We start from the raw sequence: 25,235 nt of genomic DNA, 5'->3' as shown, positions 1-25,235 counted from the left end.
CCCGCGCAGGCAGGCACTACGCAGTTATCGGCCGTTGCACGCGGATGGACTGGAGCAGCCCGACGGCGACCCAGACGGCGAACATCGACGAGCCTCCGTAGGACACGAACGGCAGTGGCAGACCGGCGACCGGCATGATGCCGAGGGTCATGCCGACGTTCTCGAAGGACTGGAAGGCGAACCAGGCGATGATGCCGGCGGCGACGATGGTGCCGTAGAGCTCGGTGGTCTCGCGGGCGATCCGGCAGGCGCGCCAGAGCACCACGCCGAGCAGGAGCAGGATCAGTCCGGCGCCGAGGAAGCCGAGCTCTTCGCCGGCGACGGTGAAGACGAAGTCGGTCTGCTGCTCGGGGACGAACTGGCCGGTGGTCTGGGAGCCCTTGAACAGGCCGGTGCCGCTCAGGCCGCCGGATCCGATGGCGATCCGCGCCTGGTTGGTGTTGTAGCCGACTCCGGCGGGGTCGAGTTCGGGGTTGGCGAATGCCGCGAAGCGGTTGATCTGGTACTCGTCGAGGACGCCGAGGGCCGCGACGGCGACGGCGCCGATGACGCCGGTGCCGATGATCCCGAGGATCCAGCGGTTGGAGGCTCCGGAGGCGAGCAGGACGCCGAGCACGATGACGGCCATCACCATGACCGAGCCGAGGTCGGGCATCAGCATCACGATGGCCATCGGCACGAGCGCGAGGCCGAGGGACTTGGCGACGGTGCGGTGGTCCGGATGGACGAGGTCGCCCGCGTCGACGCGGGCGGCGAGCATCATCGCCATGCCGAGGATGATCGTGATCTTCACGAACTCGGACGGCTGGATGGAGAAGCCGCCGCCGAGCACGATCCAGGCGTGCGCGCCGTTGATGGTCGCGCCGACGGGTGTGAGGACGAGCAGCACGAGGATGACGGAGATCCCGTAGAGCACGGGGACGGCTCCGCGCAGGGTGCGGTGTCCGAGCCAGATCGTGCCGACCATCAGGGCGAGGCCGATGCCGGTGTTGAGGACGTGCCGGAACAGGAAGTAGTAGGGGTCTCCGTGGTTGAGCACCTCGCGGTTGCGGGTGGCGGACCACACGAGGAGCGACCCGACGAAGGAGAGGGCGATCGCGGAGAACAGCAGGGGCCAGTCGAGTCTGCGCACGACGGAGTCGCGTGCGGACAGACGGGTCCACATACCGCCGCGCTGCGGGCCGTATCCGGAGACGGAGAAGCCATTGCCGGCCATGTCTCAGTCCCTCCGCGCGGGCGGTCCCGCGAGCTGCTGTTCGGCCGGGGCCTCGGGCTTCTTGGGCTGGTACGGCTGGATCTTCGGGGCGTCGATGGAGCCGTCGGGCTGGATCTTCGGCAGTGCGGTCTGCGGGGCGGGCATGAGGGCCTTCTTGAGGTCCTGGCCGCCCTTCTCGTCGAGTCCGTACATGGCTTCGTAGATCTTGCGGACGGCGGGTCCGGACGCTCCGGAACCCGTACCACCCTGGGCGATCGTCATGATGATCGTGTAGTCGTTCGTGTAGGAGACGAACCATGAGGTCGTCTGCTTGCCGTAGACCTCGGCCGTACCCGTCTTGGCGTGCATCGGGATCTTGTCCTGCGGCCAGCCGCCGAATCGCCAGGCGGCGGAGCCGCGGGTGGTGACTCCCGCGAGGGCGGCGTCTATCTGCTTCCTGGTCTTGGTGTTCATCGGCAGCTTGCCGTGCGAGGTGGGCTTGATCTGCTCGACGCTCTTGCCGTCCGCGCTGATGATCGCCTTGCCGATGGTGGGGTTGAAGAGGGTGCCGCCGTTGGCGATGGCCGCGTAGATGGTGGCCATCTGGATCGGGGTGACGAGGGTGTCTCCCTGGCCGATCGAGTAGTTGACGGAGTCACCGGCGCGCATCCGGTTGCCTTCGAGGCAGTTCTCGTACGCGATCTTCTCGACGTAGTCGCCGTTCCTCTTGCCCTGCTTGCACCAGCCGTCCTTGTTCGCCTCCCAGAAGCTCTGCTTCCACTGGCGGTCGGGGACGCGGCCGCTGACCTCGTTGGGGAGGTCGATGCCGGTCTCCTTGCCGAGGCCGAACTGGTGGGCGGTCTTGTAGAACCAGTCGTTGGGCTTCTTCTTGGGCTTGGTGCCGCCGTCCTTCTGCCACTCGCGGTGGGCGAGGCCGTAGTAGACGGTGTCGCAGGAGACCTCGAGGGCGCGGCCGAGGCTGATGCTGCCGTAGCCCTTGGACTCGAAGTTCTTGAAGACCTGGCCGCCGACGGAGTACGAGCTCGGGCAGGGGTAGTTGCCGTTGAACTCGTATCCGGCGTTGACCGCGGCGGTGGAGGAGATCACCTTGAAGATCGAGCCGGGTGCGGCCTGGCCCTGGATGGCGCGGTTGAGCAGCGGGTAGTTCGAGGACTTGCCGGTGAGCCTGGCGTAGTCCTTGCCGGAGATGCCGCCGACCCAGGCGTTGGGGTCGTAGGTGGGCTGGGAGGCCATGGAGATGATCCGGCCGGTCTTGTTCTCCATGACCACGACGGCGCCCGCGTCGGCCTTGTAGTTCTCGTTGGTGTTGCGGTCGTGCTCCTTGCGGGCTTCCTTCATCGCGAAGTTGAGCTCGTACTCGGCGACGGCCTGCACCCGGGCATCGATGGAGGTGACGACGTTGGCACCGGGCTGGGCGAGGTCCTTGTCGGCCTGGCCGATGACGCGGCCGAGGTTGTCGACCTCGTAGCGGGTGACGCCGGCGTTGCCGCGCAGGGCCTTGTCGTAGGTGCGCTCGAGTCCGGAGCGGCCGACCTGGTCGGAGCGCAGGAAGGGCGAGTCGGTGTCCTTGGCCTTCTCGATCTCCTCGTCGGTGACGGGTGAGAGATAGCCGAGGACCTGCGCGGTGTTGGTCTTGCCGGGCGCGGCGTAGCGGCGTACGGCGGTGGGCTCGGCCGTGATGCCGGGGAAGTCCTCGGCGCGTTCACGGATCTGGAGGGCCTGCTGGGTGGTGGCCTCGTCGGTGACGGGGATCGGCTGGTAGGGCGAGCCGTTCCAGCAGGGCTGCGGGGTCTTGGAGTCGCAGAGCCTGACCTTGTCCATGACGTCCTTCGGCTTCATGCCGAGGACCGCGCCGAGCCGGGTGAGGACGGCCTTGCCGTCGTCCTTCATCTTCATCAGCTCGGTGCGGGACGCGGAGACGACCAGGCGGGTCTCGTTGTCGGCGAGGGGGACGCCGCGGGAGTCGAGGATCGAGCCGCGGACCGCGGGCTGGACGACCTGCTGGACGTGGTTGTTCTTGGCCTCGTCGGTGTACTCCTGGCCGTTGCGGATCTGGATGTACCAGAGGCGTCCGCCGAGTGTGAGGAGGAGGGAGAAGACGAGGACCTGGATGACGACGAGCCGGATCTGGACCCGAGGGGTCCGGCCGGTCTCGGGGATGTTGCTCATGCTGCGTGTGCCCCCTCGTTCACAGTCGCTTGACTCCCTTGATGCGGCCGGCGCGGGCCGCTCTGGTCCTGGCGGCCTTCAGCCGCAGGCCGCCGCGCTGGCTGCCGATCCGCAGGCCGGTGCCGGAGGCGAGCCAGCCGGAGGCGACGTCCCCGGCGTTGCTGGTCTGGCTGTTCTCGAGCGGATCGTTGTCGGCGCGTCTGGCCAGCGCCATGATCAGCGGCACGGTGAACGGCGCGAGCAGCAGGTCGTAGACGGCGGCCGTGAACAGCAGGCTGCCGAGGCCCACATGGCGGGCGGCGGTGTCGCCGACGAGGGCGCCCACCCCGGCGTACAGCAGGGTCGAGCCGACGGCGGCAGCGACGACGACGAGCATCGGTCCGGTGGCGGACCTGAACCGGCCGGTGTCGGGGCGGGCGAGGCCCGCGAGGTAGCCGATCACGCAGAGCACGAGGGCGTAGCGCCCGGCGGCGTGGTCGGCGGGCGGTGCGAGGTCGGCGAGGAGTCCCGCGCCGAAGCCGATGAAGGCTCCCGCCATGTGGCCGTAGACGAGCGCGAGTCCGAGGACGACGAGCAGCATCAGGTCGGGAACGGCACCGGGCAGCTGGAGGCGGGCGAGGATGGAGACCTGGATGACGAGAGCGACCACGACGAGCGTCGTCGAGAGAAGCATCCGGTTGAAACGCATGACGGATCAGCTCCTACTGCTGGTCGTTCTGGTCGTCGGCATTGCCGGAGTCCTCGCCGTTGCCCGCGTTGTCGCCGCTGCCGGCGCTCGGCGTGACGGTCACGGTGACCGTGGGCGTGGGCCGGGGCGCTGCGGGTTTCGGCGGCAGGACGGTGTCGCGCGGGTCGGAGCGAGGGGCTACGACGACCACGCCGACGATGTCGAGCTTGCTGAAGCCGACGTAGGGCCGGACGAAGATGTTGCGGGTCAGGTCGCCGCCGGTGGGGTCGACGCGGACCACCTCACCGACGGGGACGCCCGGCACGAACGGCTTGTCGGCCTGGGAGCCGAAGGTGACCAGCCGGTCGCCCTTCTTCACCTTGGACTTGCCGTTGAGCAGCTGGACGGAGAGCGGACGGTCGCCCTGGCCGGTGGCGAAGCCGAGTTCGTCGGTCTTCTCCATCCGGGTACCGACGGTGAAGTCCGGGTCGTTGGCCAGCAGTACGGTCGCCGTACCCGGGCCGACGGTGGTGACGCGGCCGACGAGTCCGTCGCCGTTCAGCACGGTCATGTCGCGTTTGATGCCGTCGTCGGAACCGACGTCGATGGTGACGGTCCACGAGAAGCCCTGGGCGGCTCCTATGGCGATGACCTCCGCGCCCTTGATGCCGTACTGCCCGGCGCCCGCGGTCTTGAGCATCTTGTCGAGCTCGCGCGCGCGGCTGCGGTTGCGGTCGTCGCTTCCGAGTCTGGCCTTGAGCGCGGCGTTCTCGCGCTCCAGCACGGCGATGCGGTCGTGTCGCTCCCCGGAGTCCCGTACGGCTCCGATGGCGTTGCCGATCGGGTCGACCGCTGCGGCCACGCCGTTCTCGACGGGCCCGAAGGCCGAGGCGGCGGCCTGCCGGGCGCCGTCGACGGGTGAGTCCTCGCCCCCGCGGATGTCCACCGTGATCAAAGCGAACGCGATGGCGATCAGCAGCACCAGGAGCAGCCGGCTCTCTCGTGTGTCCCTCACGTGCGGCGGCCGTGCCTTCCTCGTAGGAATGTTGATGTCTGTATATCAACGATCTGCTGTACGGGTTGGCAGGCACCCGAACAGGGGATCCCCCCGGGCCCGTGGGCCCAGGGGGCAGATCGTCCCTCCCGGGGCCCGACACCCCGGGGCCCCGCCCCCGAACAGACCTAGCGGCGGGGCTGTGCGTCCAGCACCTGCTGGAGCGCCTCGAACTCCTCGACGCACTTGCCGGATCCGAGAGCCACCGAATCCAGCGGGTCCTCGGCGATGTGGATCGGCATACCGGTCTCGCGGCGCAGCCGTTCGTCCAGGCCGCGCAGCAGTGCGCCACCGCCGGTGAGGACGATGCCGCGGTCCATGACGTCACCGGACAGCTCCGGCGGGCACTTGTCGAGCGTGGTCTTGACGGCGTCCACGATCGCGTTGACCGGTTCCTCGATCGCCTTGCGGACTTCGGCGGCCGAAATGACGACGGTCTTGGGCAGACCGGACACGAGGTCACGACCGCGGATCTCGGTGTGCTCGTCCTTGTCCATGTCGTACGCGGAACCAATGGTGATCTTGATGTTCTCGGCGGTCCGTTCGCCGAGCAGGAGTGAGTACTCCTTCTTGATGTGCTGAATGATCGCGTTGTCCAGCTCGTCGCCGGCGACGCGAATGGACTGTGCTGTGACGATTCCGCCGAGCGAGATCACGGCGACTTCGGTGGTGCCGCCGCCGATGTCGACGACCATATTGCCGGTGGCTTCATGAACCGGGAGTCCGGAGCCGATGGCCGCGGCCATGGGCTCCTCGATGATGTGCACCTGACGGGCGCCCGCCTGCGTCGATGCCTCGATGACCGCGCGGCGCTCGACTCCCGTGATGCCGGAGGGCACACAGACGACGACACGCGGCCGGGCGAGGTACCGGCGCTTGTGGATCTTCAGGATGAAGTAGCGGAGCATTCGCTCGGTGATCTCGAAGTCGGCGATGACGCCGTCCTTCAACGGCCGGACGGCAACGATGTTGCCCGGTGTCCGGCCGATCATCTTCTTCGCCTCGGCGCCGACCGCGAGAATGCCGCCCGTGTTGGTGTTGATGGCGACGACGGACGGCTCGTTGAGGACGATCCCCCGGCCCCTGACGTACACCAGCGTGTTGGCGGTCCCGAGGTCGACAGCCATGTCACGGCCGATGAACGACATGTTGTTCCCCATGAGGATGCGTCTGGCCTTCCCAAATCGAGCGTTGATGGCTTTTTAGGACGGCGAGGTGGGTGCTGTGGCGTGGAGGCTTCCATCGTAGTGCCGCCTGCACGGACACGGCGCGGTGGTCCACCTCTCTATAGGTGACGAGGTGTCGCAGCGATGCGTTCCCGAATTGCGCGCGCATATACCGAAGGGCGACCGAAATTCCTTCGGTCGCCCCAGGTCATGAGCGCTGTTCGGCTGACGCCCGGTCAGGAAAGGCCCGGGAAAAAAATCTTCAGTTCCCGAATGGCGGACTCCTCCGAGTCCGAGGCGTGGATCAGGTTCTCCCGGACGATCGTGCCGAAGTCGCCACGGATGGAGCCCGGAGCCGCGGCAATCGGGTCGGTCGGACCGGCGAGCGCGCGCATGCCCTCGATGACCCGCTCGCCGTCGACGACCAGCGCGACGACCGGACCGGAGGCCATGAACTCGACCAGCGGCTCGTAGAAGGGCTTTCCCTTGTGCTCGCCGTAGTGCTGCTCCAGGATCTCCGCCTCGAGCGTGCGCAGCTCCAGCGCGCTGATGGTCCAGCCGGCCTTGGCCTCGATACGGCCGATGATCTCGCCGATCAGACCGCGGCGTACGGCGTCGGGCTTGAGCAGGACGAGCGTGCGCTGGCTCACGGATCGAGCTCCTTCAGTGCAGGTAAGGGTGCGAGTGTTCAGAGGCTACAGGGCCGAACGGGGCCGAGATCACTCAGCGTCAGGCCCGGGGGTTCACTCCGGGACCGGGTCCTGGGCCGCCCATCTCGCCTTCGCCTCGTCGATTTTGCGGCCGTAGTGCACGGAGGCCCACCACAGGCCCGCGAACACCGCTCCCAGGAAGAACATCGTGGGCACCACGAACCCGCTCGCGATCAGCGCGATCTGCAGAGCCCAGCCGAGCTGGACCCCGCCGGGGCGGGTGATCATCCCGCACAGCAGCACCGACAGCACCATCCCGACGCCGCACACCGTCCAGACGGTGGCGGTCGACAGGCCGTCCGACTTCATGGCGACAAGGCCGGCGAAACCGATGACGAAGAATTCACCGATGAGAGTGGAAGCGCAGAGCGTTCGCATCAGCGGTCAGCCCCTCTTCAGCAGCAGCCGGGCTTCGCCGACCGTGATCACCGAGCCGGTCACCAGCACACCAGCGCCCGCGTATTCGGCTTCTTCCTCGGCGAGCGTGATCGCCGCCTCCAGTGCCTCGTCCAGCCGTGGCTCGACCACCACCCGGTCGTCGCCGAAGATCTCGACGGCGACCCCCGCCAGGGTGTCGACGTCCATCGCCCGATGACTGGAGTTCTGGGTGATGACGACCTCGGCGAAGATCGGCTCGAACGCCTCCAGCAGTCCGCGCACATCCTTCTCGCCGCTCGCGCCCACCACACCGATGAGCCGGGAGAACCCGAAGGCCTCGGTGACCGCTTCGGCGCTCGCCCGCGCTCCCGCCGGGTTGTGCGCCGCGTCCAGGACGACGGTCGGGCTGCGGCGTACGACCTCCAGCCTGCCGGGCGAGGACACGGCGGCGAACGCCTTGCGGACGGTGTCCGCGTCCAGCGCACCCGTCTGCTCGGCGCCGACACCGAAGAACGCCTCGACCGCCGCCAGCGCCACCGCCGCGTTGCGCGCCTGGTGTGCCCCGTACAGCGGAAGGAAGATCTCGTCGTACTCGCCGCCGAGGCCGCGCAGCGTCAGCTGCTGACCGCCGACCGCGACCTCCCGGGACACCAGACCGAACTCCATGCCCTCGCGGGCCACCGTGGCATCGACCTCCACGGCCTTCTTCAGCATCACCTGCGCGGCGTCCACGGGCTGCTGCGCCAGGATGACGGTCGCGCCCTCCTTGATGACACCGGCCTTCTCGGCCGCGATCTCACCGGGGGTGGAGCCGAGCCGGTCGGTGTGGTCCAGGTCGATCGGGGTGATCACGGCGACCGAGGCGTCGATCACGTTCGTCGCGTCCCAGCTGCCGCCCATACCGACCTCGACGACCGCCACGTCCACGGGCGCGTCGGCGAAGGCGGCGTACGCCATACCGGTGAGCACTTCGAAGAAGGAGAGCCGGAACTCCTGCGCCTGGTCGACCATCTCGACGTACGGCTTGATGTCCTCGTACGTCTCGATGAAGCGCTCGGCCTCGATCGGGGCGCCGTCGAGGCTGATCCGCTCGGTGATCGACTGCACGTGCGGCGAGGTGTACCGGCCGGTGCGCAGCTCGAAGGCGGAGAGCAGGGCCTCGATCATGCGGGCGGTGGAGGTCTTGCCGTTCGTTCCGGTGATGTGGATCGAGGGATACGCCCGCTGGGGTTCCCCCAGCACATCCATCAGGGCGGCGATCCGGGCGACGGACGGCTCCAGCTTGGTCTCGCCCCAGCGGCCGGCCAGCTCCTGCTCCACGGCGCGGAGTGCCTTGTCCACCTCCGGGTCCGCGGGCCGGGCAGGTGCGGCGTCACCCTGGGGTACGCCGGCCTGCGCGCGCAGGGTACGGCTGCCGGCCTCGATCACCGCCAGGTCGGGGTCACGGTCGGTCTCGGCGTCGACGATCTCGTCGAAAGGGTCGGGCTGCTCACTCACAGGGCCAGTCTACGGAGCCCCTGCCCCGACACGGAGCTCCGCCCCGGACCCCCGTGTTCTCGGGGTCCGGGGCGGAGCCGTGTACATCAGGCCGGCGGCAGGCCGTCCAGCTGCGCGCTGATCCGCTCGATGTCCTCCTCGGCCTTGGCGAGCCGGGTACGGATCTTGTCGACCACGTTGTCCGGGGCCTTGGCCAGGAACGCCTCGTTGCCGAGCTTGCCGTGCGCCTGGGCCTTCTCCTTCTCGGCCGCCGCGAGGTCCTTCGCGAGCCGCTTGCGCTCGGCGGCGACGTCGATGGTGCCGGACAGGTCGAGGGCGACCGTGGCTCCGGCGACCGGCAGGGTCGCGGTCGCGCTGAAGGCCTCGCCCTCCGGCTGGAGCCGCAGCAGCTGCCGGATCGCGGCCTCGTGCGGCGCGAGAGCGGTGCCGTCGAGGGTGAGCCGGGCGGGGACCTTCTGGCCGGGCTGGAGGCCCTGGTCGGAACGGAAGCGGCGGACTTCGGTGACGACGCGCTGGAGGTTCTCGATCTCCCGCTCGGCGGCGTCGTCGCGGAAGCCGCTGTCGGCCGGCCACTCGGCGATGACGATCGACTCCCGGCCGGTCAGCGTGGTCCAGAGCGTCTCGGTGACGAACGGAACCACGGGGTGCAGCAGCCGCAGCATGACGTCGAGGACCTCACCGAGGACCCGGCCGGATGCCTTGGCCGCCTCGCCACCGCCGAAGAAGACGGTCTTGGACAGCTCGACGTACCAGTCGAAGACCTCGTCCCACGCGAAGTGGTAGAGCGAGTCCGACAGCTTCGAGAACTGGTAGTCCTCGTAGTACGCGTCGACCTCGGCCACGGTATTGTTGAGCCGCGACAGGATCCACCGGTCGGTCGCCGACAGCTGCTCGACCGGCGGCAGTTCGCCCTCGATCGTCGCACCGTTCATCAGCGCGAAACGGGTGGCGTTCCAGATCTTGTTGGCGAAGTTCCGGGACGCCTGGACCCAGTCCTCGCCGATCGGGACGTCGACCCCCGGATTGGCGCCGCGGGCCAGGGTGAAGCGGACGGCGTCGGAGCCGTAACTGTCCATCCAGTCCAGCGGGTTGACCGCGTTGCCGAACGACTTCGACATCTTCTTGCCGAACTGGTCGCGGACCATGCCGTGCAGGGCGATGGTGTGGAACGGCGGTGTGCCGTCCATCGCGTACAGCCCGAACATCATCATCCGGGCGACCCAGAAGAAGAGGATGTCGTAGCCCGTGACCAGGACGGAGTTCGGGTAGAACTTCGCCAGGCTGTCGGTCTGTTCGGGCCAGCCGAGCGTCGAGAAGGGCCACAGACCCGAGGAGAACCAGGTGTCCAGGACATCGGTGTCCTGCGTCCAGCCGTCGCCGCTCGGGGGCTGCTCGTCGGGTCCGACGCAGACGACCTCACCGTTCGGGCCGTACCAGACCGGGATGCGGTGGCCCCACCACAACTGGCGTGAGATGCACCAGTCGTGGAGGTTGTCGACCCAGTCGAAGTAGCGCTTCTCCATCTCCTGCGGGTGGATCTTGACGCGGCCGTCACGGACCGCGTCACCGGCGGCCTTGGCGAGCGGGCCGACCTTGACCCACCACTGCATCGACAGACGCGGCTCGATGGTGGTCTTGCAGCGCGAGCAGTGCCCGACGGAGTGGGTGTAGGGACGCTTCTCGGCGACGATCCGGCCGTCCGCGCGCAGTGCGGCGACGATGGCGCTGCGGGCCTCCAGCCGGTCCAGGCCCTGGAAGGGGCCGTGCGCGGTGATGATGGCGTGCTCGTCCATGACGGCGAGGTTCGGCAGCCCGTGGCGCTGGCCGATCTCGAAGTCGTTCGGGTCGTGGGCGGGCGTCACCTTGACGGCGCCGGTGCCGAACTCGGGATCGACGTGCTCGTCGGCGACGACCGGGATGCGGCGACCGGTGAGGGGCAGCACGATCTCGGTGCCGACGAGGTGCTTGTAGCGCTCGTCGTCGGGGTGAACGGCGACACCGGTGTCACCGAGCATCGTCTCGGCGCGGGTGGTGGCGACGACGATCGACGCCTCGCCCTCGCCGTAGCGGATGGAGACGAGCTCTCCCTCGTCGTCCTGGTACTCCACCTCGATGTCCGAGATGGCGGTGAGACAGCGCGGGCACCAGTTGATGATGCGCTCGGCGCGGTAGATCAGCTCGTCGTCGTACAGCCGCTTGAAGATGGTCTGGACGGCCTGGGACAGGCCCTCGTCCATGGTGAAGCGCTCGCGCGACCACGCGACACCGTCTCCGAGGCGCCGCATCTGCCCGGAGATCTGGCCACCGGACTCCGCCTTCCACTGCCAGACACGCTCGACGAACTCCTCGCGGCCCAGGTCGTGACGGGACTTGCCCTCCTTGGCGAGTTCGCGCTCGACGACGTTCTGGGTCGCGATGCCGGCGTGGTCCATGCCGGGCTGCCACAGCGTCTCGAACCCCTGCATCCGCTTACGGCGGGTGAGGGCGTCGATCAGGGTGTGCTCGAAGGCATGGCCCAGGTGCAGGCTTCCGGTGACGTTCGGCGGCGGGATGACAACGGTGAACGGCGGCTTGTCGCTCTTCGCGTCGGCCTCGAAGTAACCGCGCTCCACCCAGCGCTCGTACAGCTTCCCCTCTACCTCGGCCGGCGCGTACTGGGTCGGCAGTTCGGTGATGGGCGCTGGGTTCTGCTGCTGAGAGTTCTCGGTCACGCGCCCAGTTTAGAGGTGTCACAGGGCCGTACTGAAACGGGAATCTTCGGTAACGGTGTGGGCCCCGCTGCCCCGCGATGCGGGCGCTTGGGCCAGGATGTTCGGAACACATAAGTTTCTGGAGGGGAACCCAGTAATGAGCTACAACCAGCCGGGCCCGTACGGCGGCCAGCCTCAGCAGCCCGGACCGTATGGTCAGCCGGGTCCCTACGGCCAGCAGCCGCCGCAGGCCCCGCAGCCCGGCTACGGGTACCCGCAGCAGCAGCCGCAGCCCGGATACGGCTACCCGCAGCAGACCCCGCCGCAGGGCGTCCCCCAGCAGCAGGGCCAGTGGGGCCAGCCGCAGCAGCCGGGCCCGTACGGCCAGCAGCCCTACGGCGGCGGCCAGGTCCCGCCCCCGCCGGGTGCCCCGAAGAAGAAGACGGGCCTGATCGTGGCGGCGTCGGTGGTGGCGCTCGCGGTGATCGCCGGTGGCGCGTACTTCTTCCTGGGCGACGGTGGCAGCAGCGACGTCGCGGACGACGGCCCGCACAAGCTGACGACGCCGGCCACGGTCCTGGGCGAGTACAAGAAGTCCGACAGCGGCAGCGGCCCGGGCGAAGACGACTTCCTCAAGGACGCGGAGAAGAACGGCGTCAAGAACGCCAAGCAGGTCGAAGCCAGCTACCAGGTCAAGGACCCCAACAACCCGCTGGCTGGAAAGCTGTTGCAGTTCGGCGGCGTCTACGGCGAGATCGACGACCCGGAGAAGGTCGTCGACGGTGTGTTCGCCAGCATCGAGGCAGAGTCCAAGAAGGAGAAGGACTCCGAGGCCGAGTTGGTCGGTGAGCCGAAGGCATACACCCCCGCGGAGGCCGACGGCGCTGTGCTGAAGTGCCAGGCCATCAAGTCGACGCCACCCAAGGACTCCGACGCTCCCGCCGCCGGGCCCAAGGAGCTGACGATGAACGTGTGCGTCTGGGGCGACCACAGCACGCTCGGCTTCACCATCCCGATGAACATGGCCGACGTGCTGGCCGGCAAGAGCGTGCCGGCAGAGGACTCGGCAAGCATCACCGCGAAACTCCGCAAGGAAGTGCGCGTCAAGCTGTAAGTGGGCACCCGGTTCCGGGGCCCTCCCGTGGGCAGGGAACCGGCGCCACACGATGGTGGGCCCGGCCAGTTGTGGCCGGGCCCACATGCGATACGAGCGTGGCGCGCAACCCCCGAGCCGGACCCGCGCGCAGCAACGCAAAGGGGCGACCGGCCAGTTCGCCGGCCGGGCGCCCCTTTCGTATGCGTACAAGCAAGCAGGCGTTACGCCGACTTCTCGTGGCGCCCCTCGTTCTTCACGACCCGCGGCACCAGCGTCGGGTTCACGTTGTTGTGGACCACGTCCTCCGTGATGACGACCCGGGCCACGTCCTTGCGGGACGGAACCTCGTACATCACCGACATCAGGACCTCTTCCATGATGGCCCGCAGGCCACGCGCGCCCGTGCCGCGCAGGATCGCCTGGTCCGCGATCGCCTCCAGCGCCGGGCGGTCGAAGTCCAGCTCCACGCCGTCGAGTTCGAACAAACGCTGGTACTGCTTCACCAGCGCGTTCCGCGGCTCGACCAGGATCTGGAGCAGTGCCTCGCGGTCCAGGTTGTGCACCGAGGTCAGTACGGGGAGGCGGCCGATGAACTCCGGGATCATCCCGAACTTCACCAGGTCCTCCGGCATGACCTCCTGGAACTGGTCGCTCGCCTCGATCTCGCGCTTCGAGCGGATCGTCGCGCCGAAGCCGATGCCCTTCGCTCCCGCCCGCGACTCGATGATCTTCTCCAGGCCGGCGAACGCGCCGCCCACGATGAAGAGCACGTTCGTCGTGTCGATCTGGATGAACTCCTGGTGCGGGTGCTTGCGGCCGCCCTGGGGCGGGACCGAGGCCGTCGTGCCCTCCAGGATCTTCAGCAGCGCCTGCTGGACACCCTCACCGGACACGTCCCGCGTGATCGACGGGTTTTCGCTCTTACGGGCGACCTTGTCGATCTCGTCGATGTAGATGATCCCGGTCTCGGCCTTCTTGACGTCGTAGTCGGCCGCCTGGATCAGCTTGAGCAGGATGTTCTCGACGTCCTCGCCGACGTATCCCGCCTCCGTCAGCGCCGTCGCGTCGGCGATGGCGAACGGGACGTTCAGCATGCGGGCGAGCGTCTGGGCCAGCAGTGTCTTGCCGGAGCCCGTGGGGCCCAGCAGGAGGATGTTGGACTTCGCGAGCTCGATCGCGTCGTCCCGGCCCGCGCCTCCGCCGTTCTCGCCGGCCTGGACGCGCTTGTAGTGGTTGTACACCGCCACCGAGAGGGCCTTCTTCGCGGGCTCCTGCCCGACGACGTACCCCTCGAGGAACTCGTAGATCTCACGAGGCTTGGGAAGTTCTTCCCAGCGGACCTCGCTCGTCTCGGCGAGCTCCTCCTCGATGATCTCGTTGCAGAGGTCGATGCACTCGTCGCAGATGTACACACCGGGCCCTGCGATGAGCTTCTTCACCTGCTTCTGGCTCTTTCCGCAGAACGAGCACTTGAGCAGGTCGCCGCCATCACCGATGCGTGCCACGAGGTGCTTCCCCTTCGCCTGGGAGCAGCTTGGTTCAGCCGGCTCCTGGTGCCTCATATCCGACGGTACCTTGCCGGGCCCCTCGTTCGGGCCCCCCTTGGCGCGGTTCACATTGTCGTGCACCGCGCCAAAGGCTCCGCACCGGTCAGGCGGCCGCTGCGGCCGTGCTCTTGCGGGTGGAGACGATCTGGTCGACAAGACCGTACGCCAGGGCGTCCTCGGCGGTCAGGATCTTGTCGCGCTCGATGTCGTCGCGGACCTTCTCGATGGGCGTGGTGGAGTGCTTGGCCAGCATCTCCTCCAGCTGCACACGCATGCGCAGGATCTCGTTGGCCGCGATCTCCAGGTCGGAGAGCTGCTCCCGGCCGGTCTGCGAGGACGGCTGGTGGATCAGCACACGGGCGTGCGGCAGGGCCATCCGCTTGCCGGGGGTGCCGGCGGCGAGCAGCACGGCCGCGGCGGAGGCCGCCTGGCCCATGCACACGGTCTGGATGTCCGGCTTCACGAACTGCATCGTGTCGTAGATGGCCGTGAGGGCCGTGAACGAGCCGCCGGGGCTGTTGATGTAGATCGAGATGTCGCGGTCCGGGTCCATGGACTCCAGGCACAGCAGCTGCGCCATGACGTCATTGGCCGATGCGTCGTCGATCTGGACGCCGAGGAAGATCACGCGCTCCTCGAACAGCTTCGCGTACGGGTCGTACTCACGCACACCCTGCGACGTGCGCTCGACGAAGCGCGGGACGACGTAGCGGTTGTCCACCTGCGGGCCGGTGTAGAGGCCGCTGGCGGAGGCGCCGGGGTAGTTGCTCATATGGGTGTTCACCATCCTGGTGGCGTACTGCGGGCTTGGGTGGCTGGGGGCGGGTCGTCCGGCTGCGGGCTCAGGCGCCGGTGCCGCCGCCGCCCGGAACGCCCGATGCGGCGGAGATGATCTCGTCGATGAGGCCGTAGTCCTTGGCCTCATCGGCCGTGAACCAGCGGTCGCGGTCGCCGTCGCGGATGATCGCCTCGACGGTCTGGCCGGAGTGGTGGGCGGTGATCTCCGCCATGCGCTGCTTCGTGCGGAGCAGGTACTCGGCCTGGATCTTGATGTCGGAGGCGGTGCCGCCGAGTCCGGCCGAACCCTGGTGCATGAGGATGTCGGTATTGGGAAGCGCGAAGCGCTTGCCGACCGCGCCGCCGGTCAGCAGGAACTGGCCCATCGAGGCCGCCATGCCCATACCGATGGTCACCACGTCGTTCGGGATGTACTGCATGGTGTCGTAGACCGCCATGCCGGCTGTCACCGAACCGCCGGGGCTGTTGATGTAGAGGTAGATGTCCTTGTCCGGGTCAGCGGCAAGGAGCAGCATCTGCGCCGTGATCTTGTTGGCGATGTCGTCGTCGACCTGCTGGCCGAGGAAGATGATGCGCTCGCCGAGCAGCCGGTTGTAGACATGGTCGCCGAGGCCACCACCGATAGACGGCTCACCGGCGGCGTTAGGCATCAGATTCGTCACGTATCCACCTGCTCGTCTCTGACGGCTGCCTGCCGTCTCAGCGTCTTCGTAACCGGGGGCGGGTACTCCCCTGCCCTCGTACTCATGGACCCTAACGCGCTGGTCGGCGGGACCCATCCCGGTTCCCGAACTGTTCGCTGGGAGCGCAAGGTGGTTGGGGTACGTGCGTACGACGACGGGCCCCGGGCGCAGTGCGTCCGGGGCCCGCCACAGGGCTCACAGTGTGGCTCAGGCCTCGGTCTTCTTGTCCTCGGCCTGGTCCTCGGCCGCGTCGCCGTCGGCGGCGGCCTCGACCGTCTCCGCGGTCTCGTCCTCGTCGTCCAGGTCGACCGTCTCACCGTTGGTGTCGACGACCTTGGCGGCCTCGACGACGACGGCGAGCGCCTTGCCGCGGGCGACCTCGCCGACGAGCATCGGCACCTGGCCGCCTTCGACGACGGCCTGGGCGAACTGGTCGGGGCTCATGCCGGAGGAGGCGGCACGCCGCATGAGGTGCTCGGTGAGCTCCTCCTGGTTGACGTTCAGCTTCTCCTTGTTGACCAGCTCGTCGAGGATGAACTGGGTCTTGATGCCCTTGACCGCCTGCTCCTTGGTCTCGGCATCGAACTCTTCCTCGGTCTTGCCCTGGATCTCCAGGTACTTGCCGAGGTCGATGCCCATCTGACCGAGCTGGTGGTGCTCGAGGTTGTGCTTACGGGTGTTGATCTCGTCCTCGAGGAGCTTCTCGGGGATCGGCACCTCGGCCAGCTTCAGCAGCTCGTCGAGGACGCGCTCCTGGGCCTGGGTGGCCTGGTCGTACTGCTTCATGTTCTCGAGGCGCTTGCGGCTGTCGGCCTTCAGCTCGTCGAGGGTGTCGAACTCGCTCGCCATCTGCGCGAAGTCGTCGTCGAGCTCGGGGAGCTCGCGGGAGGAGACGGCGGTCACCTTGACGGTGACCTCGGCGTCCTTGCCCTCGGCGGAGCCGCCCTTGAGCTGCGAGGTGAAGGTGGCCTCGCCGCCGGCCTCCAGGCCGGTGACGGCCTCGTCGATGCCGTCGAGCAGCTCGCCGGAGCCGACGGTGTACGAGACACCGCTGGCGACGCCGTCCTCGAGGACCTCTCCGTCGACCTTGGCCTCCAGGTCGATCGTCAGGACGTCACCCTCGGCGGCGGCACGCTCGACCGGCGAGGTGGAGGCGAAGCGCTCACGGAGCTGCTCCACCGACTTCTCGACGTCCTCGTCGCTGACCTCTACGGCGTCGACGGTGACCTCGATGCCGGAGTAGTCCGGGATCTCGATGGAGGGGCGGATGTCGACCTCGGCGGTGAAGTTCAGCGTCTCGCCGTCCTTCAGCTCCGTGATGTCGACCTCGGGCTGGCCGAGGACGTTGATCTCCGCCTCGTTGACCGCCTCGGTGTAGAACTTCGGGAGGGCGTCGTTGACGGCCTCCTCCAGCACAGCACCACGGCCGAACCGCTGGTCGATCACCCGGGCCGGGATCTTGCCCTTTCGGAAGCCCTTGACCGTGACCTGCTGGTTGATCTTCTTGTACGCCGCGTCGAGGCTGTCCTTGAGCTCCTCGAAGGGCACCTCGACAGTGAGCCGAACCCGAGTCGGGTTCAGGGTCTCCACGGCGCTCTTCACGGTTCGGTCTCCTTGATGGCTGATTCTGGGATTCTGCTGCTCCGCCGCACAGGGAGGCGGCTCAGCTGATCGACCCGGGTCTTTTTGTCCCACTCGGTCCAGACACACGGGCACGCAGCTTGCATAGTAGCCGCAAGCAGGATGGGCCCCACAATGCGATCTTGCGGAGGCCCGGTGATGGTGGTCGGGGTGGCCGGATTCGAACCGACGACCTTCCGCTCCCAAAGCGGACGCGCTACCAAGCTGCGCCACACCCCGTCGGTGCGACACGTAGGGTACATGCCCGCAGGCAGTGGGGCTGCCGCATTCTCCGGCGCGTAATCCGGTGTGCGGCACCGGCCTCGGACCCGCTACGATGCTGTCCGTACCGCGGCCCACGTGACCTGCGGTGCGATGTATGCGGGCGTAGCTCAATGGTAGAGCCCTAGTCTTCCAAACTAGCTACGCGGGTTCGATTCCCGTCGCCCGCTCTCGATGACTCAGGGCCAGGCCGGAGGTTCGTTCCTCCGCCTGGCCCTGAGGCGTTTCCGGGCCCTCCGCACGCCCCGGGGCGTCAGGTGGCGGTGGTGAGGACCATCCGGAACCGGGCCGCGCCGGACAGCATCTTCCGGTACGCCTCGTCCGCCTCCACCAGCGGCACGGTCTCGATCATCGGGCGGATTCCGTGCAGCGCGCTGAAGGCCATGGTGTCCTGCACGTCCTGCGAGGTGCCGGAGGGGTGGCCGCGGACGACCTTGCCGCTCATCAGCAGCTGGGTCGGGTTGATGCCGAGAGGCTCGGAGTCCGCGCCGATGACCACCAGCTCGCCGAGGGGGCGGAGCCCGTCCACGGTCGCCGTGATGGCGTCGGAATTGGCCGCGGTGGCCAGAACCACCTTGGCGCCGCCGAGGGCCCGCAGCGCGTCCGCCACGCTCGTGCCCGCCGTGCTGTCGATGTAGTGGTGCGCCCCGAGCTCCGTGGCGAAGTCGGTCTTCTCGGATCCGCGCGCGATGGCGACGGTCTCGAAGCCCATGGCGGCCGCGTACTTCACTCCCAGGTGGCCCAGGCCACCCATGCCGAGTACGGCGACGAGGTCGCCGGGCCGTGCGGAACTGCGGCGCAGGCCGTTGAAGGTCGTCACGCCCGCGCAGCCCAGGGGCGCCGCGTCGGTCGCCGCCAGGGCGTCGGGGATCCGGGCGAGGGCGTCGGCCGGTGCGATCACCTGGTCGGCGAAGCCCCCGTCGTATGCCCATCCGGGCACCTTCAGGTTCTCGCACACGATGAAGTCGCCCTGCCGGCAGGGCGTGCAGTGGCCGCAGCTGCCGCCGAACCAGCCGACCCCGACCCGGTCGCCGACCTTCCAGCCGCTGTACGTCCCCTCGCCGACCGCCTCGATCCGTCCGGCGATCTCGTGCCCGGCGACCACCGGGAACCGGAGGCCGGGCACCAGGCCGTTCACGAACAGGACGTCGCTGTGGCAGACCCCGCAGGCCTCCACGGCCACCCGTACGTGTCCGGGGCCCGGCTGCGGCACCTCACGTTCGGCGATCTCCAACGGGCCGCCGGGCGAGGCGACCTGGGCAACACGCATGGTCATGGCGATCACTCCGGGAACGACGGATCCCCCGGAACCAGCACACCACCTCCGGCGCGATCACGCGCGACGGAGGCAGCGCATCACCACCGGATCAGAAGTTGATCTGGTTGATGGTGTCCGCTATCGAGTTCAGGAATCTGTTGATCGACGGCGCCATGCCCGTCGATGCCAGGAAGAAGCCGAACAGCACGGCGACTATCGCCGGTCCGGCCTTGATCGAGCCGCCGCGGATCAGCACCACCAGGATGATCGCCAACAGAAGCACCACAGACAGCGAAATGGCCACAACTGATCACACCCTCGGTCGGTCCGCCTTGCCGGCCCGGGGGCACACGACCCAGCACACCCCCGCCATGAACATCGTGCCACCAACGGAGCGATGCATGCCGCCTCCTGACGAATCATCGACGGCGGGATCTCGCCATCCGCACGCGCGCACGGATGCCGCACGCGTGGCCGGTCGTCCGGGCGAGTGAAATGCGCGACGCAATTCGACCCGATCGTTTCGATGTGTACACACACTCGTCACGGCAATTTCGAAGTTAAACGGTGAGGTAATTCACTCTCTCGTCCAGGCGTGCCGATATGCCCCCTTTAAGGTGGATCAATCGGGGCATAGCGTCCGGTTGGCGGCGGTTTCAGATTCGAATGGGAGAAGCGCGGAGGGGGTTTTACTAAATCCGATCCGCGCGGCTAAGGTGCCTCGAATGTTCCACGCTCCGCTTGGATATCGCAGGGCCCCGCTCCACCAGGTCCGGGATACGGAGCCCGCTCCCGACCCGACGAAGGCGGCCACTTCCGCCCCCTCCGCGCCCGCCGAGCAGACTGCCCCGAAGTCCAGCAGGCGAGACGCGTACTTCGACAACGCCAAATATCTGGCCATCGTGCTGGTCGCCCTCGGGCACTTCTGGGAACCGGTGATGGACGGCAGCAGGACCACCCGGTCGCTGTACATGCTCGTGTACACGTTCCATATGCCGGCCTTCATCATCATCTCCGGCTACTTCTCCCGGAGTTTCACCGGCCGGCCCGACCAGCTCAAGCGGCTTCTGACCGGCATCGTGGTGCCCTACGTCGTCTTCGAGGTGGCGTACTCCCTGTTCAGGCGCTGGGCCGAGGACGCTCCGGACCAGTCGATCAGCCTGCTCGACCCCTTCTATCTGACCTGGTTCCTGGCCGCCCTGTTCATCTGGCGGCTGACGACCCCGCTGTGGAAGGTGATCCGCCATCCGCTGCCGGTGGCGCTGGTGGTGGCCTCGCTCGCCGCGCTGACGCCGGGCATCGGGGCGGACCTCAACCTCCAGCGTGTGCTGCAGTTCCTTCCGTACTTCGTGCTCGGACTGACGCTGAAGCCCGAGCACTTCGAGATGGTGCGCAGGCGGGAAGTGCGCCTGCTGTCGATTCCGCTGTTCGCCGGCGCCGCCGTCTTCGCCTACTGGGCCTCGCCCCGGATGAACTTCACCTGGCTCTACCGTTCCAACAGCGCGCAGGAACTGGGCGTTCCGTGGTGGTCCGGGGTCGTGATGACCCTCGCCTTCTTCGGGTGCGCGGTGCTGCTCACCATCGGATTCCTGGCGTGGGTGCCGAGCCGCAAGACCTGGTTCACGGTGCTCGGCGGCGGCACGATCTGCGGTTATCTGCTGCACGGACTGCTCATCAGGGGCGCCGACTACGGGCACGTCTTCCAGAACTACCCGTGGCTGAGCGACCCCGGCGGCGAGATCCTGCTCACGGTGACCGCGTTCGTCGTGGTCACCCTGCTGTGCACGCCGCCGGTCCGGCGGGCCATGAAGTGGGCGACCGAGCCGGACATGGCGTGGGCGTTCCGGCGGGAGTCGGCACAGGTCGGCCGCAAGAGCTGAGCGGGGCGGGCCGGACGGCTCAGGGAGCGCCGTCCGGCAGGCCCAACAGGGCGCGTGTCTTCGCGTACTTGGCCGTCAGCCGCTCGCGGGTCCGCTCGTCGAGCAGGGCGAGTCGCGCCGGGTCGGCATTGTGCGCGAGATCGGCCTCTTTGACGAGACGTGCGCCCGGGGTGGCGAGAATACGCCGGGTGTAGTCCTCCAACGGCTCGTCCTCGCCCTTGCTGAGGGCGAGCACCATGTCCTTGACCGACTGCGGCAACGGGGCATCGTCCAGCCATGTACGGCTGAGCACACCGTCCTCGACGGTGTCGTGCAGCCAGCCGGCGGCCACCTGTTCGTCGCTGCCGCCCCGGGCGCGTACGCCCTCGGCGACGGCGGCGATGTGCTCCGCGTACGGGCGGCCCGACTTGTCCCGCTGGCCCTCGTGAGCCTCACGTGCGATGGCCTCGACCTCGGCCGGCGTCAGGTACTGCTGCGACATGGTCCCGACTCTACGGCCCGCGGATCACCCGCGCCCGGCGGTCGCACCGGCCGAACGCCCCGGCGAAGGCCGGTGCGATGAGGGCTGTCGTCATATCGAGCGCACCGGCAACTTCGTCGGCGAGGCCTACGTCGCGGGCGTCGGGGCCTCAGGTGATCCGCCTCCCGTTATGGCGCCAACTGCCCTGGCCGACACCGCTGTCGGTCGGCTTCGAGGCCACGGATCAAGGGTCGGCGACCCAGGAGTCGACAGTTGCAACGTCAACCATTTGGTAAACTAATTAATGACGTTTCCTTGACTCTCCCTTGACCCATGACGGAGGACGAGCCCATCGGACACGCAGACACCCTCATCGCCATGGGAGGCGCCTTTCTGGCGGCCGCCCTGCTTGCCCGTCTCGGCGGACGTATCGGACTGCCGACGATCCCCCTGTTCATCCTGGCCGGCATCCTGCTCGGCCCCCACACCCCCGGCATCGTCCTTCTCTCGGACCCGCACGACCTGGAGATGCTCTCCGCGCTCGGCCTCGTGCTGCTGCTGTTCTATCTGGGGCTTGAGTTCCACCTCGACGATCTGAAGGCCGGCGGCCGCAAGATGGCGCTGGCCGGTGGCACCTACCTCGCGCTCAACGTCGGAGCCGGGCTCGGCTTCGGCTTCGCGCTCGGCTGGGGCACCTCGGAAGCGCTGGTGCTCGCCGGAGTGCTCGGTATCTCCTCGTCCGCGATCGTCACCAAGGTGCTGGTGGACCTGGGCCGTATCGGAAATCCCGAGACCCGGCCCATCCTCGGCATCATCGTCGTCGAGGACGTCTTCCTCGCCCTCTATCTCGCCGCGCTCCAGCCGATCCTGTCCGGCGCCGACAGTCTCGCCTCGGCGGTGATGGACGCCGGCAAGGCCTTCGGTTTCCTGCTGCTGCTCGCGCTCGCCGCACGCTTCGGCACCCGTGTCATCGGGCGGCTGATCAACACCCGTGACGACGAACTGCTCGTCATCTCCTTCCTGGGAGCGGCGGTGTTCGTCGCCGGCGTCTCGGAGTGGTTCGGGGTCGCCGACGCGATCGGCGCGTTCATGGTCGGTCTGATGCTCGGCAGTACGACGTCGGGCGAGCGCATCCGCAAGCTGGTGCATCCGTTGCGGGACGCCTTCGGGGCCATCTTCTTCTTCGCCTTCGGGCTCTCGATCGACCCGGGCGACCTGCCGACCGTGCTGTGGCCGGTACTCGCCGCCGTCGCCGTGACACTGGTGATGAACGTGCTGGCCGGGGTGGCCGCGGCCCGTATCAACGGCTTCGGTGCGGGGCCCGCCGCCAACATCTCCACGACACTGCTGGCCCGCGGAGAGTTCGCGCTGATCCTCGCGACGATGGCGGCGGCCGCGGGCCTGGACGAGCGGCTCTCGCCGTTCATCGCGGGCTATGTGCTGGTCCTCGCGGTCCTCGGCCCGCTGGCCGCGGGACGGTCGCACTGGCTGGCGCGCATCCTGCCGGGCGGCCGGGACGGCGCAAACGGTGGCGGGGGCGGCGATGTCGCCGTCGTCACGCCTGCCGGCACAGCAGAAGCAGCGCCCGGTCGTCGTTGACGTCCTTGGCGACCGCCTCGATGAGATGCCAGGCCGCGCCCTCGAACCCGGAGGACACATAGCGGTCGGCCTCGCCCGTGAGGCGGTCGATGCCCTCACTGATGTCCTTGCCCGACGCCTCCACCAGACCGTCGGTGTAGAGCATCAGCACGTCGCCGGGGCGCAGGGAGCCCTTCACCGGGTCGAACTGCGCCCCGGCGTAGATGCCGAGGAGCGGTCCTTCCGCGCCCTTCTCCTCCCAGCGGCCGCTGCCCGCGTGCAGTTGCATGGCCGGCAGATGTCCGGCCGACAGCAGCTCGTAGTCGCCGGAGTCCAGGTCCAGGACGAGATGGATCGACGTCGCGAAGCCCTCTTCCCAGTCCTGCCGCAGCAGATAGCCGTTCGCGGCGGGCAGGAAGCCGTGCGGCGGCAGCGAGCCCAGCAGTCCACCGAAGGCGCCGGACAGCAGCAGCGCGCGGGAGGCCGCGTCCATTCCCTTGCCCGAGACATCGGTGAGAACGACCTCCAAGGTCCGCCCGCCGTTGGTCCGGGCGGCGACGACGAAGTCGCCGGAGAAGGACTGGCCGCCCGCCGGGCGCAGCGCCATCTCGCGGTGCCAGCCCTTCGGCAGCCGCGGCAGGGCGCTCTGCACCCGGATGCGTTCGCGCAGGTCGAAGAGCATGGTCCCGCCGCGACGCCAGGGCACACCCACGCGCGCCCGGAACTGCGCGATGAGCAGCCCGAAGAATCCACAGGCGGCGACCACCAGCACGATGCCGGGAGTGACGCGGGCCGCGCCCTCGGTGTACGGACCGAGGACGATCGACTCGACGATGAGTCCCGCGGCGCAGGCGGCGTACAGCCCCAGCAGGCTCGCGGGCCGCAGCAGCAGCGCACCGGCCACGATCGGCAGCACCAGGGCGGCCGGCGAGACCCACACGGGCATCGCGATCGTGCCCCAGGTGAAGGCGGGCACGGCCAGCATCAGTCCGCCGAGGGCGATCCAGTCGGAACCGTCACCCCGGAAGTAGTCCACACCGGACTTGCGCAGCGCGATGCGAGCCCGGTGCACTGCCTTGCGCATCCGGGCCCTGAGCGAGTCTGCTGCATTGCCGTGGGCCATTGTCGTGGACCCTATCCACCCGTTCGCCATCCGTGCAGGGGGACCCCGGTGACAATGCGTTCGAAATCGGGTCGCCGTGCCGCTCCGGCCCTGGTAGGCATGGGTTATGACGACAGAGCTGCGGGTCCTGCGCCCGGCCGAATGGGACGCGTGGTACGGGGAGTTGGAACTGGCCTTCGGGGGTGCCGGTGAGGCCCCCGAGGAACGCGAACTGTGGCAGTCGCTGACCGAGCACGAGCGGTCGATCGGAGCCTGGGAGGACGGGGACTGCGTCGGGACCGCCGGAGCGTTCACCTTCCGTCTCTCGGTGCCGGGCGGGGCCCTGGTACCCGCCGCCGGCGTGACGATGGTGAGCGTCGCGGCGACCCACCGCCGCCGGGGAATCCTCACGGCGATGATGCGCCGCCAACTCGACGACGTACGCGGCCTGGGCGAGCCCCTGGCCGTGCTCACGGCGTCGGAACCGGGCATTTACGGACGGTTCGGGTACGGGGTCGCGACCTGGCAGCTCAAGGCGGAGATCGACACCGTACGGGTACGGCTCTCGGTACCGGAGGGCACCGACCGGATCCGGCTGCGACGGGTGAAGCCCGCGGACGCGCGGGCCGAGTGCGAGGCCGTCTACGCCCAACAGGTCACCGCCCGCCCGGGGATCCCGGCCCGCCGGCCCGGCTGGGAGCGGCTGCCGGTCCTCGACCCGCCGGCCGACCGGGAGGGCGCGTCGCCCCTTCAGTGCGTGCTCGCCGAACGCTCGGGCGAGGTCGTGGGCTACGCGCTGTTCCACAACAAGGCGTCGTGGACGGCGGCGGGGCCCGACGGCACGATCCTGCTCCAGCATCTCGACGCCCTGGACCCGCAGGCGTACGCGGCCCTGTGGCAGTTCCTCTTCGGCATCGACCTGACCTCGACGGTGCAGGTGATCAACCGCCCGGTGGACGACCCCTGGCAGCATCTCGTCTCCGACGTCCGCCGGTGCAACGTACGGCTGCGGGAATCACTGTTCGTCCGGCTCGTCGACCTGGGCGCGGCTCTGGAGGCGCGGACCTACCGGACGCCGCTCGATGTCGTCCTGGACGTGGAGGACACCTTCTGCCCGTGGAACGCGGGACGTTGGCGGCTGACGGGCGACGCCAAGGGCGCGTCCTGCGAGCGGACGAAGGAGGGTGCCGATCTGGCCCTGTCCGTACGGGAGTTGGGCTCGGCCTATCTGGGCGGGATCTCGCTCACCGCACTGGCCGCCGCGGGCCGGGTGCGCGAACTGCGGCAGGGGGCGCTGGCGGAGGCGTCCTCGGCGTTCGGCAGCGACGTGGCGCCCTGGCTGCCGCACGGGTTCTGACCGGCCGCCCGGCCGGTCGGGATCGCC

Annotated in this window: 21 protein-coding genes and 2 tRNA genes; 5 read left to right on the top strand and 18 right to left on the bottom strand. The window is 68.5% G+C overall.

Translation table 11 applies throughout. From position 1 onward, the window contains the following. Positions 1-16: 16 nt before the first annotated feature. The 9 genes from rodA to RPQ07_RS24480 all read right to left on the bottom strand — a co-directional run bounded on the left by rodA (position 17) and on the right by RPQ07_RS24480 (position 11,568). Positions 17-1,216 (bottom strand): rod shape-determining protein RodA, encoded by a 1,200-nt coding sequence (gene rodA, locus RPQ07_RS24520; protein WP_313946334.1) that lies wholly within the window; start codon positions 1,214-1,216, stop codon positions 17-19. 3 nt (positions 1,217-1,219) lie between these two features. Next, complete coding sequence (gene mrdA, locus RPQ07_RS24515; RefSeq protein ID WP_313946333.1) at positions 1,220-3,385, bottom strand: penicillin-binding protein 2; 2,166 nt, start codon at positions 3,383-3,385, stop codon at positions 1,220-1,222. Between the two features lie 19 nt (positions 3,386-3,404). Continuing rightward, positions 3,405-4,073 carry a rod shape-determining protein MreD gene (gene mreD / locus RPQ07_RS24510; RefSeq protein ID WP_313946332.1) on the bottom strand — a complete coding sequence of 223 codons (669 nt, stop codon included), beginning with the start codon at positions 4,071-4,073 and terminating at the stop codon, positions 3,405-3,407. A gap of 13 nt (positions 4,074-4,086) precedes the next feature. After that, positions 4,087-5,067: a rod shape-determining protein MreC gene (mreC, locus tag RPQ07_RS24505; protein WP_313946331.1), complete on the bottom strand. Its 981-nt coding sequence runs from the start codon at positions 5,065-5,067 to the stop codon at positions 4,087-4,089. Between the two features lie 167 nt (positions 5,068-5,234). After that, on the bottom strand, positions 5,235-6,254 hold the full coding sequence (locus RPQ07_RS24500) for a rod shape-determining protein (RefSeq protein ID WP_142218247.1): 1,020 nt from the start codon (positions 6,252-6,254) through the stop codon (positions 5,235-5,237). 254 nt (positions 6,255-6,508) lie between these two features. Beyond that, the gene (gene ndk / locus RPQ07_RS24495; RefSeq protein WP_313946330.1) at positions 6,509-6,922 is read right to left on the bottom strand and encodes a nucleoside-diphosphate kinase; all 414 of its coding nucleotides are present in this window, start codon (positions 6,920-6,922) and stop codon (positions 6,509-6,511) included. 93 nt (positions 6,923-7,015) lie between these two features. Next, entirely contained in the window at positions 7,016-7,360 is a 345-nt protein-coding gene (locus tag RPQ07_RS24490) for a DUF4233 domain-containing protein (RefSeq protein ID WP_313946329.1), read from the bottom strand. A gap of 6 nt (positions 7,361-7,366) precedes the next feature. Further along, complete coding sequence (folC, locus tag RPQ07_RS24485; protein ID WP_313946328.1) at positions 7,367-8,857, bottom strand: bifunctional tetrahydrofolate synthase/dihydrofolate synthase; 1,491 nt, start codon at positions 8,855-8,857, stop codon at positions 7,367-7,369. A gap of 86 nt (positions 8,858-8,943) precedes the next feature. Beyond that, positions 8,944-11,568 carry a valine--tRNA ligase gene (locus RPQ07_RS24480; protein WP_313946327.1) on the bottom strand — a complete coding sequence of 875 codons (2,625 nt, stop codon included), beginning with the start codon at positions 11,566-11,568 and terminating at the stop codon, positions 8,944-8,946. Between the two features lie 136 nt (positions 11,569-11,704). Between RPQ07_RS24480 and RPQ07_RS24475 the strand changes: the two genes are divergently transcribed. Further along, positions 11,705-12,661 carry a hypothetical protein gene (locus tag RPQ07_RS24475; protein WP_313946326.1) on the top strand — a complete coding sequence of 319 codons (957 nt, stop codon included), beginning with the start codon at positions 11,705-11,707 and terminating at the stop codon, positions 12,659-12,661. A gap of 203 nt (positions 12,662-12,864) precedes the next feature. Here the strand turns inward: RPQ07_RS24475 and clpX are convergent, their stop codons facing one another. From clpX to RPQ07_RS24450, 5 genes are all read right to left on the bottom strand, one after another. Further along, a complete protein-coding gene (clpX, locus tag RPQ07_RS24470; protein ID WP_313946325.1) occupies positions 12,865-14,148 on the bottom strand; it encodes an ATP-dependent Clp protease ATP-binding subunit ClpX in 1,284 nt (427 codons plus the stop codon). A gap of 145 nt (positions 14,149-14,293) precedes the next feature. After that, the gene (locus RPQ07_RS24465) at positions 14,294-14,977 is read right to left on the bottom strand and encodes an ATP-dependent Clp protease proteolytic subunit (protein ID WP_313946324.1); all 684 of its coding nucleotides are present in this window, start codon (positions 14,975-14,977) and stop codon (positions 14,294-14,296) included. 55 nt (positions 14,978-15,032) lie between these two features. Beyond that, complete coding sequence (locus RPQ07_RS24460; protein ID WP_313949012.1) at positions 15,033-15,638, bottom strand: ATP-dependent Clp protease proteolytic subunit; 606 nt, start codon at positions 15,636-15,638, stop codon at positions 15,033-15,035. A gap of 240 nt (positions 15,639-15,878) precedes the next feature. Then, complete coding sequence (gene tig, locus RPQ07_RS24455) at positions 15,879-17,273, bottom strand: trigger factor (protein WP_313946323.1); 1,395 nt, start codon at positions 17,271-17,273, stop codon at positions 15,879-15,881. A 181-nt stretch (positions 17,274-17,454) separates the two neighbouring features. Further along, a tRNA-Pro gene (locus RPQ07_RS24450) sits at positions 17,455-17,531 on the bottom strand. Positions 17,532-17,672: 141 nt separating this feature from the next. Here RPQ07_RS24450 and RPQ07_RS24445 point away from each other — a divergent pair. Further along, positions 17,673-17,743 (top strand) — tRNA-Gly (locus tag RPQ07_RS24445). 83 nt (positions 17,744-17,826) lie between these two features. Here the strand turns inward: RPQ07_RS24445 and RPQ07_RS24440 are convergent. Beyond that, a complete protein-coding gene (locus tag RPQ07_RS24440; RefSeq protein WP_313946322.1) occupies positions 17,827-18,849 on the bottom strand; it encodes an alcohol dehydrogenase in 1,023 nt (340 codons plus the stop codon). Between the two features lie 91 nt (positions 18,850-18,940). Further along, positions 18,941-19,135 carry a hypothetical protein gene (locus tag RPQ07_RS24435; protein ID WP_313946321.1) on the bottom strand — a complete coding sequence of 65 codons (195 nt, stop codon included), beginning with the start codon at positions 19,133-19,135 and terminating at the stop codon, positions 18,941-18,943. A 421-nt stretch (positions 19,136-19,556) separates the two neighbouring features. Between RPQ07_RS24435 and RPQ07_RS24430 the strand changes: the two genes are divergently transcribed. Beyond that, a complete protein-coding gene (locus tag RPQ07_RS24430; RefSeq protein ID WP_313946320.1) occupies positions 19,557-20,711 on the top strand; it encodes an acyltransferase family protein in 1,155 nt (384 codons plus the stop codon). 19 nt (positions 20,712-20,730) lie between these two features. Here RPQ07_RS24430 and RPQ07_RS24425 read toward each other — a convergent pair whose 3' ends face one another. Then, positions 20,731-21,192, bottom strand: coding sequence for an HD domain-containing protein (locus RPQ07_RS24425; protein WP_313946319.1), 462 nt, complete (start codon positions 21,190-21,192; stop codon positions 20,731-20,733). 357 nt (positions 21,193-21,549) lie between these two features. Here RPQ07_RS24425 and RPQ07_RS24420 point away from each other — a divergent pair, with 357 nt between their 5' ends. Continuing rightward, positions 21,550-22,770 (top strand): cation:proton antiporter, encoded by a 1,221-nt coding sequence (locus RPQ07_RS24420; RefSeq protein ID WP_313949011.1) that lies wholly within the window; start codon positions 21,550-21,552, stop codon positions 22,768-22,770. Here RPQ07_RS24420 and RPQ07_RS24415 read toward each other — a convergent pair. Then, positions 22,727-23,872, bottom strand: coding sequence for a PP2C family protein-serine/threonine phosphatase (locus RPQ07_RS24415; protein WP_313946318.1), 1,146 nt, complete (start codon positions 23,870-23,872; stop codon positions 22,727-22,729). The two genes, RPQ07_RS24420 and RPQ07_RS24415, sit on opposite strands and share 44 nt — an antisense overlap. Positions 23,873-23,978: 106 nt before the next feature. Between RPQ07_RS24415 and RPQ07_RS24410 the strand changes: the two genes are divergently transcribed. Beyond that, positions 23,979-25,208, top strand: a complete 1,230-nt coding sequence (locus tag RPQ07_RS24410; protein WP_313946317.1) for a GNAT family N-acetyltransferase — start codon at positions 23,979-23,981, stop codon at positions 25,206-25,208. Positions 25,209-25,235 lie beyond the last annotated feature (27 nt).

This window comes from Streptomyces sp. AM8-1-1, assembly GCF_032229325.1.
GTDB classification, from domain to species: Bacteria; Actinomycetota; Actinomycetes; order Streptomycetales; family Streptomycetaceae; genus Streptomyces; species Streptomyces achmelvichensis.
This window is presented reverse-complemented; position numbering and strand designations above follow the sequence as displayed.

Excerpts from the sequence above, each read along its gene's own strand:
- rodA (WP_313946334.1), bottom strand. The coding sequence starts at position 1,216 with ATGGCCGGCAATGGCTTCTCCGTCTCCGGATACGGCCCGCAGCGCGGC.
- mrdA (WP_313946333.1), bottom strand. The coding sequence starts at position 3,385 with ATGAGCAACATCCCCGAGACCGGCCGGACCCCTCGGGTCCAGATCCGG.
- mreD (WP_313946332.1), bottom strand. The coding sequence starts at position 4,073 with ATGCGTTTCAACCGGATGCTTCTCTCGACGACGCTCGTCGTGGTCGCT.
- RPQ07_RS24500 (WP_142218247.1), bottom strand. The coding sequence starts at position 6,254 with ATGTCGTTCATCGGCCGTGACATGGCTGTCGACCTCGGGACCGCCAAC.
- RPQ07_RS24490 (WP_313946329.1), bottom strand. The coding sequence starts at position 7,360 with ATGCGAACGCTCTGCGCTTCCACTCTCATCGGTGAATTCTTCGTCATC.
- RPQ07_RS24475 (WP_313946326.1), top strand. The coding sequence starts at position 11,705 with ATGAGCTACAACCAGCCGGGCCCGTACGGCGGCCAGCCTCAGCAGCCC.
- RPQ07_RS24465 (WP_313946324.1), bottom strand. The coding sequence starts at position 14,977 with ATGGTGAACACCCATATGAGCAACTACCCCGGCGCCTCCGCCAGCGGC.
- RPQ07_RS24460 (WP_313949012.1), bottom strand. The coding sequence starts at position 15,638 with ATGCCTAACGCCGCCGGTGAGCCGTCTATCGGTGGTGGCCTCGGCGAC.
- RPQ07_RS24440 (WP_313946322.1), bottom strand. The coding sequence starts at position 18,849 with ATGACCATGCGTGTTGCCCAGGTCGCCTCGCCCGGCGGCCCGTTGGAG.
- RPQ07_RS24430 (WP_313946320.1), top strand. The coding sequence starts at position 19,557 with ATGTTCCACGCTCCGCTTGGATATCGCAGGGCCCCGCTCCACCAGGTC.
- RPQ07_RS24425 (WP_313946319.1), bottom strand. The coding sequence starts at position 21,192 with ATGTCGCAGCAGTACCTGACGCCGGCCGAGGTCGAGGCCATCGCACGT.
- RPQ07_RS24420 (WP_313949011.1), top strand. The coding sequence starts at position 21,550 with ATGGGAGGCGCCTTTCTGGCGGCCGCCCTGCTTGCCCGTCTCGGCGGA.
- RPQ07_RS24415 (WP_313946318.1), bottom strand. The coding sequence starts at position 23,872 with ATGGCCCACGGCAATGCAGCAGACTCGCTCAGGGCCCGGATGCGCAAG.
- RPQ07_RS24410 (WP_313946317.1), top strand. The coding sequence starts at position 23,979 with ATGACGACAGAGCTGCGGGTCCTGCGCCCGGCCGAATGGGACGCGTGG.